The organism is Aquimarina sp. RZ0 (genome assembly GCF_008370685.1).
Lineage (GTDB): Bacteria > Bacteroidota > Bacteroidia > Flavobacteriales > Flavobacteriaceae > Aquimarina.
In genome coordinates, this window is the sequence record NZ_VTZU01000033.1 from 32,635 (window position 1) to 48,492 (window position 15,858).

General features: G+C 33.4%; 9 protein-coding genes. 1 reads left to right on the forward strand and 8 read right to left on the reverse strand.

Going from position 1 to position 15,858, the window contains the following annotated elements:
• Positions 1-133: 133 nt before the first annotated feature.
• From F0000_RS13700 to F0000_RS13730, 7 genes are all read right to left on the reverse strand, one after another.
• Positions 134-1,447 carry an esterase-like activity of phytase family protein gene (locus tag F0000_RS13700; RefSeq protein ID WP_149625291.1) on the reverse strand — a complete coding sequence of 438 codons (1,314 nt, stop codon included), beginning with the start codon at positions 1,445-1,447 and terminating at the stop codon, positions 134-136.
• Between the two features lie 24 nt (positions 1,448-1,471).
• Positions 1,472-2,320: a UDP-2,3-diacylglucosamine diphosphatase gene (locus tag F0000_RS13705; protein WP_149625292.1), complete on the reverse strand. Its 849-nt coding sequence runs from the start codon at positions 2,318-2,320 to the stop codon at positions 1,472-1,474.
• Positions 2,321-2,486: 166 nt separating this feature from the next.
• The gene (locus tag F0000_RS13710; RefSeq protein WP_149625293.1) at positions 2,487-4,196 is read right to left on the reverse strand and encodes an alpha-amylase family glycosyl hydrolase; all 1,710 of its coding nucleotides are present in this window, start codon (positions 4,194-4,196) and stop codon (positions 2,487-2,489) included.
• Between the two features lie 273 nt (positions 4,197-4,469).
• On the reverse strand, positions 4,470-5,129 hold the full coding sequence (locus F0000_RS13715) for a hypothetical protein (RefSeq protein WP_149625294.1): 660 nt from the start codon (positions 5,127-5,129) through the stop codon (positions 4,470-4,472).
• Between the two features lie 569 nt (positions 5,130-5,698).
• Complete coding sequence (locus F0000_RS13720) at positions 5,699-7,276, reverse strand: CARDB domain-containing protein (RefSeq protein ID WP_149625295.1); 1,578 nt, start codon at positions 7,274-7,276, stop codon at positions 5,699-5,701.
• Between the two features lie 295 nt (positions 7,277-7,571).
• Positions 7,572-9,302: an AraC family transcriptional regulator gene (locus F0000_RS13725; protein WP_149625296.1), complete on the reverse strand. Its 1,731-nt coding sequence runs from the start codon at positions 9,300-9,302 to the stop codon at positions 7,572-7,574.
• Positions 9,303-9,639: 337 nt separating this feature from the next.
• Positions 9,640-11,268 carry an acyl-CoA carboxylase subunit beta gene (locus tag F0000_RS13730; protein ID WP_149625297.1) on the reverse strand — a complete coding sequence of 543 codons (1,629 nt, stop codon included), beginning with the start codon at positions 11,266-11,268 and terminating at the stop codon, positions 9,640-9,642.
• Positions 11,269-11,512: 244 nt separating this feature from the next.
• On the opposite strand from F0000_RS13730, the gene F0000_RS13735 reads away from it, so the two are divergent.
• Positions 11,513-12,922, forward strand: coding sequence for a DNA/RNA non-specific endonuclease (locus tag F0000_RS13735; protein ID WP_149625298.1), 1,410 nt, complete (start codon positions 11,513-11,515; stop codon positions 12,920-12,922).
• A gap of 190 nt (positions 12,923-13,112) precedes the next feature.
• Here F0000_RS13735 and F0000_RS13740 read toward each other — a convergent pair whose 3' ends face one another.
• Entirely contained in the window at positions 13,113-15,719 is a 2,607-nt protein-coding gene (locus F0000_RS13740) for a T9SS type A sorting domain-containing protein (RefSeq protein ID WP_149625299.1), read from the reverse strand.
• Positions 15,720-15,858: the final 139 nt, after the last annotated feature.

Genomic DNA, 15,858 nt, shown 5'->3' on the forward strand with positions numbered 1-15,858 from the left:
ATTGATTTAAGTTGTCATAGGCATAGGCTACCATTATTTTTTAGACAAGAAAACAAATTGAAAATACAAGAAAAGAAGATACAATATAAATTCTGGAATTTATATTGTATCTTCTATATAAAATATTGACCTGCTAATGCCCCAGAACCTGGTCTAATTTAATCATATACAATGAACTGGCATCAATTTTGGGAGATGAGCCTGGTAGTGTTTTTTGTTCTATTATCCCATTATCATCTTCATCTGTAACTGCAAAATCGTCATCATTAAGGCAAGCAATTGTTTTTCTATTGATTAACCAGATTCCTTCTAATTTATCGTGAGGATATCCTGTTTCTGCAACTAAATCTACGATAAGCTTCTTTGAAACAGCTTGTATTCCTGCTGCTTCGATTTCTGCCCAGGTAGACTGTTCAATAGTTTTACCTCCAATAAGCATCCCAAACGCTGCTTCTACATCGTGACCACTAATATCTGTTGCATCCTTTATATCAATTTCATAAATATGTTTTTGAGCAGGGCCTTCTCCAGAGAATTTACCGTCACGTTCTACAACAATAAATTTAGTATTAGTGATTGCTACAATTTCAGAATTAGAAAGGTTGTTATTCTCTTGGCGATATAAATATTGTTTGGTTTTTCCTGTCCTCAGGTCAAAAGTTACTATTCTGGTGAGATCAGTTCTGATTCTATCTGGATTATACAGGGTAGACTGCATGATGCCTACAAGCATCCTTTCACTAGGTGTGATTGCCAATCCTTCCATACCACGATTAGGTCTTCTTTTGGCAAATACAGCGGGTAGTTTTCTGCCTCCATTTCCGTCATTAACCCCATATGGAGAGATACGTTCCAGCTGGACTCCATCTGCAGAATAATGTACAAGATGAGGGCCATATTCATCAGACACCCAAAAAGATCCGTCTCTTAGTGCTACCAAGCCTTCAGAATCTAATCCAAAATCATCAAAAGGCAATCGTTGTTCCTCAATATCATAAGGAATTTCTCCTGTAGCTCCTTTGCCTTCAGGGTTAGGTAATCCAGTGATTAGGCGTCCGTTTGGATCCTTGAGTAAGATATCATTCACTCGTATAATTTCTCCTGTTTCTGTAACTGCAAAGTGACCAATTCTGGGTGTATAACTAGCTACAGGAAATTTTTTTCCATCCAGAAAATCTGTATTGGGTCCTCGATCTGTGATTGCATAGAATTCTCCTTTTTTTAGAGGATGTGCCGTGGCAGCAGAGCCGTAACCACCATTCCTTATTTCTACAGAATCTTCTATGGTACTGATAACTTCATAAGGCAATTCATATGGTACATTTTCTTCTAAAACGATGGTAGGAGGAAGGGATGCATGACCACTGCCAGAAAATTCATCCAGGTGTTGACAAGAGGTAAGAATGCATATGCATCCTAATAATGTGAGGATTTTGAGGTTTTTCATGGTAAGTTTCTAATTTTTGATATACTATTTATATGATGAGATATTATTTTTTAGTAAGAATGATGCTTGCAGGTTTTCCAAGTTAATATCCAAGTCTTCGGATTCATCCTGCTCACTACTGGTTTCCATCTCTTCTTTTTGATAGGTAACTAATTTCCATTCGTTATTATGATATTCTAATGCGGTGAGGTTTTCTATCCAATCTCCAGAATTAAGGTATATACAAGATCCGCTTTTACTTGTTTTTTTTATGATTTGTGGCTGATGTATATGTCCGCAAACTACATAATGATAGGCGTTTTCTATAGCTATTTCTGCCGCTACCTGTTCAAAGTCATTGATGTACTTTACGGCTTCTTTTACACTATTCTTAATTTTTTTGGAAAGTGAAAATTTCTCTTTTCCCATTTTTACAAGACACCAATTCATCAGTTGGTTCGTTAGAATTAGGATATCATATCCCCAACCTCCAAGTTTAGCAAGCCATTTTGCATTTTGAATCGAAGCATCAAAAATATCTCCATGAAAGATCCAGGCTTTTTTGCCGTCTAGTTCTAAAACAATTTTATCAACTAGTTGAAAATTACCCATTTTGGTATCACTAAATTTTCTTAGCATTTCGTCATGATTACCAGTTACATAGACTACTTCTGTACCTTTAGAAGCAAAGTTTATGATCTTTTTGATGACTTTAAGATGTGATTTGGGGAAATAACGTTTTCTGAATTGCCAGATATCAATAATATCTCCATTGAGAATGAGAGTTTTTGGTTTAATACTATTGAGATAGTTTAATAATTCCTTTGCATGGCATCCAAAAGTTCCTAAGTGAACATCAGATATCACAACAAGTTCAACAGTACGTTTTTTCATAAAAATGCATTATTCTTACAAAGAAACTATTCCTGAGTTAAAAAATAATTAACTGGTGATGAGTATATTGTTATCAGTTTTTAAAGATTTTACATCAGTATTACGGTAATGTTAAGTTCACATTGTTATGAGAAAGTTTTTAACCGTATCGCGACATACACAGCTACTATTTTTTAGTCTCCAGAAGTACAATATCATGCTGAGAGGTAATTGATACTTCACTTTCTTTTACAATAACTTCTGTACCCGAATAGGCATCAACTAGCAGGGTTCCATTCGTGAAGACATTATCTACATTAATTTTTTTAGTGCCTTTACCCTGATGAAGCCCTATAATTATGCGGTCGTGAATATCATTTTTATGATATGTTCTTGAAAAAGTATACGGAGTTTTATGGATCATTTTATGGATTCCTGCGCCTATGGCGGGATGATTTTTTCTAAAAGTGCCTAATTTTTGCCAATGTTTTAATATGGATCGGGTATTCTCTTTTTCTAAATCTTTCCAATTCATATTGGAACGAAGGGTAGCATCACCCTGGGCTCCTTCTATGGAGAGAGACCTAGCTGTTTCATCTCCATAATATATCTGAGAAATTCCCGGAGTTAATAATAATTTGGTAGCAGACTCATAAGATTTACTTCGATCCTTATCAAATGGTGCTCCATCATCGTGAGAGCTGATATAATTTAGAATGCTTTTACCTTTTAGATCCGTTTGCAGTATAGTATTGTATTTATGAAATAATTGTTCATAGCTCAATTGTTCTGCATCATATTTAAATTGAAAATTAATCAAATTATCAAAGCCGTGCGCATAATAATCTACTTTTCGATCTCCAAAATCATAAAAACGTTTTCCATCAATATTATATCCATATAACTCTCCTAAAACATAAAACTCATTAGTGTCTAATACTTGATCTGGGTTATTTTTTTTCCACGTGGCAAAAGCTACTTTAGCTTGTTCTGTTAGTACCGCCCAGACACTTTCTTCGACGTGTTTTACTGTATCTACTCGATACCCATCAATCCCTAATTCTCTTACATAATCAGTTAGCCATTTAATAATATAGTTTTTTGGAGAACGTTCAAGGCCTGATGTTGCAAAGAAAATCTCTAACTCATGCATTTCGGTATCTAATCTTCCTTCTTTTTGCCATGTATCGATCAATGCCTGTGGAAGCGCTACAGCGGCATCCATTTCTGTTTTAATATCGGGTAAATTCTTTACTAATGTACATTTTACAGTACTTTCATAATCTTTATACGTACATTGAGGTGAAGTTCTTACCCAATTATCCGGCCAAACAGGATCTTTTTTGGTAACAGGTCCGGTGTGATTGATCACAACATCCATAAGAATTCTGATGCCATTTTTGTGAGCTGTAGTTACTAGTTTTTTTAAGTCATCATAGGTGCCAAAATTAGGGTCAATACTTGTCCAGTCCTTTGCCCAGTATCCATGAAACGCATAGGTATTACCAGTTCCTTCATCTACACTATCATGTATTTGTTCAATCAATGGATTTATCCATAGTACATTAATTCCTAAATCATTAAAATAACCGCTTTCTATCTGCTGAATAATACCCTTTATATCTCCTCCTTCGAATCCTCTTAAAACTCCGGTTTTTTTTGTCCTTTCCAATACTAGATCATTAGAGGTATCTCCATTCATAAATCTATCAGCCAATAAGAAATATACATTGGCAGCTTCCCAAATAAATGGTAAATTTTTAGGGATAACAGTTGTGGACTTTTCTATTGGTGTTTTTGATATTTCAGTTTTTTCACTGGTATCTTTCACAGCATCATTACAAGAAATTATGATATAAAAAAATCCTAGTAGAATATTCTTTAGTAAATGTCTCATTTGTAGTAATTCATATGGTATATTATAGATCAAGGAGTATGCTAAGCAATCCCTTTTTTATAAATAGCAGCAGGAATATACTTATTATTTTTTGAAATGGATCTAAGGTATTTTTTTTTGACATTTAGAATGCAAACTTAGTCTTTGATTTTTAGTGTTTTATGGTTGTTTAAGGTTTTAGTATTCATTATTAAAAAAAGAACCACAAAGCATTCTATGCTCGTGATTCTTTTATATAAATTAGCCAAAAATTAATTTATTAGATAATTAGTCTTATGGACAAATAGGATTACATGGTGGTTCAATAGGTCCGCCATCTCCACTATCTCTGGGTCTTCTTACAGTTCTGCCATCACCCCATTTTCTTGCTTCTGGATTTACCACCCAAATACGTAGTCCTCTACTGGCAAATTCGTTTCTTTCCAGAGCTGATTCCAATCTCAATGTGATGACATCTTGCCCTTGATCATTCACGTATTGAACTCGATTGGAACCTCTATATGTTCCTATAATTGCAGAACCAGAAGTGGTGCGAATATCAACATAGGCATCCTCTTCAAAATCAGAACCGACAATCCAGATACAATAATTATCTTCACAACCAGCACCTGCTCTCGATATTCTGGGAAGCCCTATGGGTTCGATAAGAGCTGCATTATAAATTCCTAAAAAAAATGGAGGGTAATTAGGACAGCCCGGATAATCGTACAAATATCCCACAACTCTAAATCCTGTAGGTATTGGTTGAAAAGAACAAATAATACTTTGAAAAGAAGATTTGCTTACATCTAAATCGTCAAAATTTGTAATCACTTTGATATCTTCTGTATGTTGGATGACCTCTTGTTCTGGAATAATAGCATCCTCTTTTTGACAACTTGCGATTCCGAATAATAGAAAGATCAAAATTATCTTGTTTATATTGTTTTTCATACGAATAAAAATTAAAGTTTTAAAATGATTTATAATTCTTGCCGGCAAAGAATCTTTTGATAAAACTATAGGTAAATCGTTAAGTATTAAAATATAAAAAGATCAGTTTTATAAATTTGATACTATTGCATGATCTGAAAATATACACTGAATTATAAGCCATTTACTTTTTATACACCTCTTTTGATTTCTACTTGTTCAAAGGGATGATATTTAGTGTTTTATGTGATGAATTCTATTGGAAATGAATTATGTTTTGAACTACAGTTTTTATAGTTAACATTTTTTAACACAAGAAAATAACCCTCGCATGTAGGGGAAAAGCAGTTTTAAATGTTTATAATATGTGACTAAACTTTAAAATAAAGAATGATTGGTGATAAAAGTTTTGATGTACGTATTGCCAAACTAATTATATAGCATCAAATTATTACTGGATGCATAGTAATGATTTGTGATTTTAATAAAAAAGGCCCTGTTTTTCAGGGTTAACACCCCGTAACCTAGAAAGCACTCTGGAAAGTTATTTTCAGAGTGCTTTTGCATTAAAAAAAATCTGAAGCGTTCAACTATTTTTTTAGAAGATGACCTTGATACGATTTTTCATCAATCTTCAGATTATAAAAATACAGTCCATTAGGTAGATTGATGCTTTCATATGTAAAAATTTGTTCTCCTTTTGATTGTGTTTTTGAAGTAGTTTTATCTACGATGCTTCCTTTTGTGTCATACACTGTTAGAGAAATATTCGATTTTTTATTAGTAGCAGTAATAGAAAAGTTTATTTTTTCGCGAAATGGATTAGGATACACTTTTTTTAATGATGTAGCTACTATAGATGGATACCTTTCTTTGTTCGTAATAATTTTATTTGTTTTTAATCTTGATCTGATTGGGTAAACACGAATAGTTTCACCATTTTGGATCGTAGGAATTTTAAATTTCACTTCATTATTGTTCTCATTTGTTTCTGTAATACTATTATCGGCATCTGCTGCTATACTTAATATATAATCTCTTATATGAGTAAGGTAGTAATTAACATCCAGATAAAATGTTACTTTTAGCACTCCATTAGTTTCGACAGGCAATAATTTTTGACTATCTAATACACTTTCGCTCCTACGGTTTTGATCATATAGGTTTACGATCGTGGTTTCAGCAATTGGGAGTTGCCCTTTATTAGCAACGGCACACGTTATATAAATACCAAATGTGCCTGATGGTCGTGAAATTTCAATCGAATTAATTTTTAGATCCTTATAAGAAGTGATAAAATAATCAGAGATGTTGTTCTCTTCGTTTAATTCTTCTATCTCATTATCTGCATCAAGCTTGCAAATAATATATGTATTGGTCAATCTTTCATGCGCTTCTTTAGGTATCTGTAGATTTAGTTCTACTTCGTTAAAATTGGAAATGCTGTGTATTGTTTTGGTAGTAAATAATGTATCCTTATCGTCAAGCTGATTATCTTTTGATATATAAAATTTTATTTTAAATGTTGTATTAATTGGGTCTCTGGCCATATTAGAGATTATATATTTTAGCATAAAACTATCAGAATCCTGATTGGGAATCCAGTAGATCGAATTTATACCCAGATCTACTAAGTCATAAATCAAAAAACTTGCAGAATTTCTATCAATTGTATTTTCTGGAGGTAAATCATCAGTAGAATTACATGCGCTGTCATCAGAACATTTTTCCAGAGCAAAATGTAAATTATGATTTCCTGCAATTAATCGTTCGCCATCAATACATCTGTTGATTACAATAGAGGATGTTCTACTACTTTCTTGACTAGTAAGAATAAAGCCTGTCGGTGGAGGGATTTTTACGGGAACTAATGTAGTAGCTGGCGATCGTATTGCTAAACGAAAATCACCAAGGTTGGTATGTGTTACTTTATAGTCTATTGTAATTCTAACAGGGATGCAATTTCTTCTGGGTATTTTTATATCTATATCTGGAGGGACAATAATTTTTGCCGTATTTTCATACACCTCGATCGTAATATATATAGAGTTTGCCTCGTTTACAATCGTTACTTCCTCAGAGCAGTTAGTAGCAGTGAATGAATGAATAGCAGGAGGCAAGAATATAAAAAAGAGTAGGGTAAGAAAAGAAATTGTTTTTGGATACATTTGAGAAATAGGTTTTATGGTATGATGAATAGCTTACTTAATATCAATAAAAGCTCAAAATCTGATTTTATCTGACGTTGTATTTTTTATAGAAAATTTATATTGAAGACAACTGAAATTTTGTGATTTAAAGTATCTCAATATACTTTTTTAGTAGTACTACTTTACGCAATTATTTACGTTACTTTAAAAGTACGAGTTTCGCAAAATAAAAGAATATTTTAAGTTATAAATTTCGTCAATTTTATAAAATTGATCGTATTTTGAGATACGATAGACTATATTTTAAGAATGTTTAAGTCATTTGCTTATCAGTCTTTTGTATTTGTTTTATATAGTATGAATGTGTAAGACCAGTATGTTTTTTGAATGCAGAAGCAAAAGTATTTACGCTCTTATATCCTAATTCTCCAGAGATCGCTTTTATGGTATAAGAACGAAATTTTTGATCCGTTTTTAATCTAGAACAGCAATGCTTAATTCTTAGCTCATTGATATAATCGCTAAAAGATTGCTTTCTGTACTCATTCATAATTTTTGATAAATATGAAGTATTTGTATGTATATTTTTTGCTGTTGTATATAAGCTGCAACTTTTCTCTACAAAGAAATTCGTTTTTTCTAAATCCTTTAATAGTATAAAAATTTCTTTTGCTTTTTTATCCGTTATCACTTCTTTTGTAGTAGTAGGAATTGGAATAGGAGATGACGCTTCTATTCGGTTTTGGAGGTTTTTAAACAGTTCTTTATTTTTACGTTGTTTTCTATAATGATATAGTAATAAAAAAAATGTAAAAGTTATTACAAAAGCAAACCCGATAGTATAAAGAGTATTTTTTGATAGGAGCTCTTCATTTTTTTCCTTAAGATTTAAAATGTTATACTTATATAACCGCTGACTTGTAAGTATATCATCGTGATGTCTGGAATCGATAATTCTCTTATAGGCATTACCAAAATATAATTGTTTATGTACATCACCCTTTTTTTCTGCACATTGTTGTGCTAAATCATACATTTCTGTGATTTTCTCTATTTGCTTTTCTTTTTCATAAGAATCAATATCCTTAAAATTTTCTTCTAAATAGTTCAAAGCTTTTTCATATGCTTCTTTTTTGTAATAGATGGTTGCCAGATGATAATTGAGTGTATAAAAATTAGGATCAAATACTTTTTCTTTTTTATGGATCAGCAGTGCGGCATTAGTAAGAAACGATAGTGCTTGATCATACTCTTTTTTTTGAATGTATGCTTCAGCTATCGTCATATTAAAAACAGTGATATATACATTTTCGCCTAGCTTAACGGCTAATTCGAGCCCTTCTTTATAAAAGGTAATAGCACTATCATATTTTTGCAGCTTATACTTGCATACTCCAGCTCCAAGAATTGATGATAGATAAGTAGCATTATAGTTACCAATAAACTTATTTTCTTTTTTGTTTAATAAGGAAATAATTTTCTGATAAGTTTCCAGAGATTCTTGATAGAGACCAACTCTGGTTTTTAGGTTACTTATATTGGCTAGTAATTGAATTTTTTGATTTTTATCATTGCTATCTTCTACAATATCATATGCTTTTAGGTACTCTTCTAATGCATTGTTATAATACCTAATTTGGAAATATGAATTCCCCATAAAATTATGGGCCACTACTTTTTTGATATCATTTTCTTGTTTTTGGGCAATTTTATACATCATTTTTCCATACCGTATGGCTACAATAAAATCTCCTTTTACAGTAGCAATATCCCCTAAATAATAATATGAAGTATATTGAATATTATCATTTTTATCACGAATTCCTCGTTGTAAGTATAATTCATAATACATTTCTGCTACTCTGGTATCCTTGGCATAGATATTTCTTAAAAAACTTTCTATAGTATCTGTTTTCTTCTCGTTAAGAATAAAATTATTAACAGAAGAGTGGAGATGAGTGCTATCAATTTCAGGCTGTTCCTGTACGTAAAACATAGAATAACAAAACTGAAGGAAGAATAAAAATACAGTTGTAATTCTCATGATATTTTAAGGAGTTATATATTGGTTTAGAGACAGAAAACTTTTAGAAAAATAATATACCCGTATTAAAAACGTAAAAAGTGATGGCATACCGATGATATTAATTATCGGGTTTTTTTGAGGTACTAGTAAAATCATATATAACAAACAATAAGAAATTTAAAAATTACTTACAGGGTGTTGGCATTATAAAGTGCTTAATAAACTCTATAGCAAAGGTGACAGAGGTTATAATACACTTTAAAATTTTGACTATTAGAACAACTCAGCTTGACACATTCTTTGTTTCATTGATTATCAGATAATAAATATGGTGGGTACATCCTAAGAAAAATCATTACACTTGAATCACTCCAAGATTAAATGGTTTCTCAATAGGGGCGTGATCCGCTGCTTCGATTCCCATTGAGATCCATTTTCTGGTGTCTAATGGATCAATGATAGCATCAGTCCAGATCCTTGCAGCAGCATAATATGGAGAAATCTGATGGTCATACCGTGCTTTAATTTTATCAAACAACGCCTTTTCATCTTCTTCTGATAATGCTTCGTCCTTCTTTTTTAATGAAGCGGTTTCGATCTGTAATAGTACTTTTGCAGCTTGTGCGCCGCCCATCACAGCTAGTTCTGCACTTGGCCAGGCACATATTAATCTGGGATCGTATGCTTTACCGCACATAGCATAATTTCCTGCACCATAAGAATTACCCATGATAATAGTAAATTTAGGAACTACACTATTACTTACTGCATTTACCATCTTAGCTCCATCTTTTATAATACCTCCGTGTTCACTTTTACTACCTACCATAAACCCGGTAACATCTTGTAAAAAAACCAATGGAATTTTTTTCTGATTACAATTAGCTATAAACCTGGTGGCTTTATCAGCAGAATCAGAGTAAATAACACCTCCGAATTGCATTTCTCCTTTTTTAGACTTTACTAATTTGCGTTGATTGGCAACAATACCAACGGCCCAGCCATCAATACGAGCATAGCCAGTAATAATGGTTTTACCATATCCCGCTTTGTATTCTTCAAAATCAGAATCATCAACTAATCGATGAATGATTTCCATAGTATCATATTGCTCATTTCTGGCTTTTGGTAAAATTCCATAAATGTCCTCTTGTTTTGCTTTAGGTTTAGTCGCTTTAATTCTATTATATCCTGTTTTGTTATACGCTCCAATCTTAGCGACTATATTTTTGATCGTATCCAATGCATCTTTATCATCTTTGGATTTATAATCTGTGACTCCGGAAATTTCGCAATGTGTAGTAGCGCCACCCAGCGTTTCATTATCAATACTTTCTCCAATAGCTGCTTTTACTAAATAACTCCCTGCAAGAAAAATACTTCCTGTTTTGTCAACAATCAATGCTTCATCACTCATAATTGGCAAATAAGCACCGCCGGCAACACAGCTACCCATAACAGCAGAGATCTGGGTAATACCCATACTACTCATTACAGCATTATTTCTGAATATTCTACCAAAATGCTCTTTATCCGGAAAAATTTCATCCTGCATAGGTAAATATACGCCAGCGCTATCTACCAGGTATATAATAGGCAATCTGTTTTCTATAGAAATTTCCTGAGCTCTTAAGTTTTTCTTTCCGGTAATAGGGAACCAGGCACCGGCTTTTACTGTTGCATCATTTGCAACAACAATACACTGCTTACCACTAATATATCCAATTTTGACAATAACACCTCCACTTGGACATCCTCCATGTTCTTCATACATATTTTCTCCAGCAAAAGCTCCAATTTCTATAGATTCGGCATTATCGTCTAGTAAATATGCTATACGTTCCCGAGCAGTCATCTTTCCCTTAGCATGAAGTTTTTCAATCCGTTTTTCTCCTCCTCCTAATTTTACTTTAGCAAGTTTCTGGCGTAAGGCGGATACCAGAAGCTTATTATGATCTTCGTTCTTATTGAAGTTTATATCCATTTGTGTGTATTGTTTTCACGAAAATACAAAAAAGAGAGTGTATTAAAATATTTCCATCCTGTTCAAATTCTATAAGGAGCGTACTATCCTAAAAAAAGGTTGTTTTTATGTTAACCTTTTTGTTTTAAAAACACTGATTTATAATGGTTTACTGATGATTTGTTAGTGTTGAATTAACAAGTGAAAGCTAGCTTTATACATACTCTGAAAATCATTTTTTCTATAACCTTTAATTCGTTTATTTATGAAACTTTTTAAATTAAATAGCTTAACAGCATTCGTTTTTGTTTTACTTTTTATGATTAGTTGTAATACTGATGAGGTCATTACTTATGAAGAAATAGTGCCATTTTCACTAACAGTAGCAGGTCAAATAGAAGCTCCAACTTATTTTTATGATAATGATGGCCCTCATGAGCATAATTTTTCTAACAGAAGAGAAGATGGCTTTACTGAGACCTATGAGTCCGGATCTAAAAATAGTTATGCGGGCGGGAGTGTTACCTTATCAAATTCTGGAGATTGGTATCTCAGTGATGCTTTGATCGGTACTTTGTCTAACGACAGAAAATTTGGTGATAAATCCGTTCGTATGAGAAAAACAGGGCACATGACGATGTCTTTTAATATGGATAATGGAGTCCAAAGTATTAGTATCAGGCATGCGAAGTATGGAAATGATGGTAATTCTAACTGGCGTTTAATGGCATCTTTTGATAATGGAGCAACTTGGTCATATATAGGATCCGCTGTTACTACAAGTTCTACAACATTAAATACAGTATCTTTTACGGTACATGAAACAAGGAGTGTACGTTTCGGAATACAAAAAATATCAGGAGGATCTAACAGAATTAATATAGACAATGTAGAGGTCACTACAGGAAGTGGGAGTAGTACGCCATCCAGAGACAGTAATCTTACATTTGGCAATCCATCAAATGCCGCATCTGGTGCAACAAATTTCTTTCTATCTAAACCAGATTTTATATTGTCGTATAACAATAATAGAGGTACGGCAAATTGGGTAAGTTGGCACTTAAGTACTGCCTGGACAGGGAATGCATCAAGATGTAATTGTTTTAAGAGAGATACAGAGTTACCAAGTAACTTTTTTAGAGCTATATCGAGCGATTATACAGGTTCTGGTTTTGATAGAGGACATTTATGCCCGTCTGCTGATCGTACATTTTCTTCTTCTTCAAATGAAAATACATTCTATATGAGTAATATTGCTCCTCAGGCTCCTGATAATAATCAAAGAAGCTGGGCGAATTTTGAGAATTACCTGCGTTCATTATTACTAGAAGGAAATGAGATTCATATCATAGCTGGAGTAACTGGCAGTGGAGGTACCGGTAGAAACGGTTTTGCATCAACCATCGATGGAGGTAATATTACAGTACCAGATTCTTTTTGGAAAGTAGCACTTATATTATCCAATGGAACCAATGATATTAATAGAGTCACAACATCTACACGAGTTATTGCTATTAATGTGCCTAATGACCAGGGGATTGGTAGTGATTGGACTCAATTCAGAACTTCTGTAAATTCTATAGAAAGTCTCACCGGGTATGATTTATTAGAAAACATACCAGATTCTATAGAATCAGTGTTAGAATCAAGAATTGATAATGGTTCGTCTAATTAGAAATTTAGATGTTTTCTGCATATGAATATCCAGAAGAATAGGGAGGTTATAATAGCTATACCACGTATCTCTAAGTATTTTCAAAGTAGAATAAGGTAATGATTTTACCACTATTAGTAGTTGATCAAATCAAAAAAGGTTGCCCAAAACGGAGCAACCTTTTACAATAATTATAACAAGTATTTTTTATTTACTTTTTGATAAACCTTTTAGTAACAGCCAATCCTTCTGATACAAAACGTACAAAATAAATACCTGAAGCAAATTCTGATACATCAATTGAAAGAGAATGCATTTTAGAATCAATTCTTTTTACAATTTCTCCTTTTGATGAAAACATAGTAATTTCATCAAAATTACTATCAGCAATATCAATATTTAACTGAGAGTATGTAGGATTAGGATATATTTTTATTTTATCATTTGAAGCCTGCGTAAATATTTTCAAGGTTTCTGCAGGTGTCTCAATAGCAGGCTCAGGAGTCACAGAACGCGCTACGTTATCACCAGATATAGTAACCGCATCAAAATAGATTCTATCTGCATTACTACTTGCGTCACAACGAAAACGGATGTTATTGCTAGCATTAAAGTCATATGTAGCAGCATTCAATACAATAGTATCTGTAAAGAAAACTCCATTACTGAAATCTGTGCCACTTATATACTGTCCTATAACTTCGTAAGAAGAACCATTAAAAAATTCTACAAAGAAATCTTCTCCAGGCTCCATACTATTAGCAAATGTATGAAACTCGATTGAAACCTCTGTATTATTGGTTAGGTTAAGGGTTGGAGATATCGCATTAGAAGAAGAAGAATTATCTCTAAGTCTAACAGAAAAACGACCTTCAAAAGAACGGTTAGGATTTTCTATTCGTCTACAATCACTACCACCATCTATCCAGCCGTCTAATCCAGTTTCAAAGAAATAGGCTGCAATAACACCAGGAGTACCTGTGCTATCTAATGTAGTGAATGTTGTAGTAACACTTCCAGAAACATTCCCAGCAGCATCTTCTGCATTTATGCTAGCAGTGTATGAAGTTAAGGCAGCAAGTCCTGTTACATCAAATGTTGTTGATGTTGATGTACCTACGACAGCTCCATCTATAGAAATATTATAACGAGCAACGCCGATATTATCTGTAGAGGCAGTCCAATTAAGAGTTGCGCTATTAGAAGTAATATCACTTGCAGCAACATTTGAAGGATCTGTAGGAGCCTGTGTGTCTATAGGTCCAGCCTGAATCTGGAATCTTCCTACAACACCTTTTCTACCATTATTGACATATTCATTAATAAACCAAAATGTAGAATCATCAGATGGATCTACATCAATTTTGCTATAATCTCCATATCTCAAACCTGGGATGTTACCCGTTCCATTAGCAATAAGCTCTTCTATACCAGTCATTGTTCCTAATGGGTCTGTACTAAGTCTTCCCGTGTAATATGAACTCACTCTCACTGTAGATGGAGTAGTTGGCCCTGACATAGATGTATATCCCATACCAATATTTCCTTGAGCATCCATAGCCATACTAGCATGCCAAGCGTGTCTTCCATCGGGTGCAGTATAAGTTCCTTCCTGATACAAAGACCAAGGTTGATTATCATCAGTTTGACGAAATTCTACCCAACGAATTCCTGCTAATTCTCCAGATCCTGCGTCAGTATCTACTACAAAATTGAAAATAGCTGAATTATGAGTTGCAAATTTTCTAAACTGCGCTTGATTCATTATAGTAGCTTGTAGTGCATCAATTGCAATACCACCATTAGGTTGCGTTAGGTTAGAGAAACTTCCACCATCAAAAACACTGATAAAAGGAGTTGTATTAATTTCTACCGGACTAGATACCACTGAATTTCCTGGGGTATTCCAATCTACATTAGCTGTCCAAACTTTAATATGATCTACAGATACTCCATTCCAGGCATCATCTTGTAGATAAACAATAGTAGCACCTCCTGGAGCAGGCAAATTATCATCCGTAACATTTAGAGCCTGCGGACTGAAAAAGCCACTAGTTACAATTCCAGGTAGATTAAAACCGATAATCTGGGCATTAGGATCTCCTGCCAACATAGCATCTCTTTCTAGTACCCATAACTTATTTGTTCCTCCTGTATTCTCTGTAATGTAATATCCATCACTCCAAACGGATAATTTTTGATAATCACGAATTCCTGAAATGTTATATACAAACCATCCAGAAGTTAATGGATCTGGACCATCAGAAATCGCTACCTGAGCTCCTGAACCAAGAAATGAAAGTACCCATCTGTCGGCTGCATTGTCATAAGAAGCTGTAAGGTCACAACATCCACCAGAAGGAAAAATTGCTGGATTAGGAGAAGTTTGACCTAAGAGTTGATTACCAGATTTATCATAAATTGCAAATCCAGTATTAAAAACCACCATTACGTGATTAGGACCAACAGCCATAGAAGGGTCTGTAGGCTGAGAACCAGATGTGTAAGCGTCAAAAACGAGATCAGCCGCTTTTAGAGGCATACTTTGCTCTTTTTTATGTCTGTTTCTAATAAAAAAGTCATCTTCTGTTTGTGGGTCTTTTCCAGATATAATTTGATTTCCCAAAGATCTTTTATCTTTTGCTTCTCTAAAAGAATTATCTGAAGGAACAAGATCATCCGGTCTTGATTTTAACGAAGAGACATACTCTACAGAAGAAACCTTACCCTGGAAGGAAGCTTTGGTCTCAGTTTTTTGTGCCTGACTCATAAAAGGAGCCATAAATAATGACGATAATAATAAATGTTTTAATTTCATTTGGTTAGTTTTTAAGAAATTTGTTGGTGTTAAAATTAGGGAAATTGTATCAAAAATAAATGTTAAAAAGAGGGAAATTACACTACTTAAAAATGTCGTGAATTGCGCTTTCGTATTTAAGGAAAAACCTTTTTTTAGA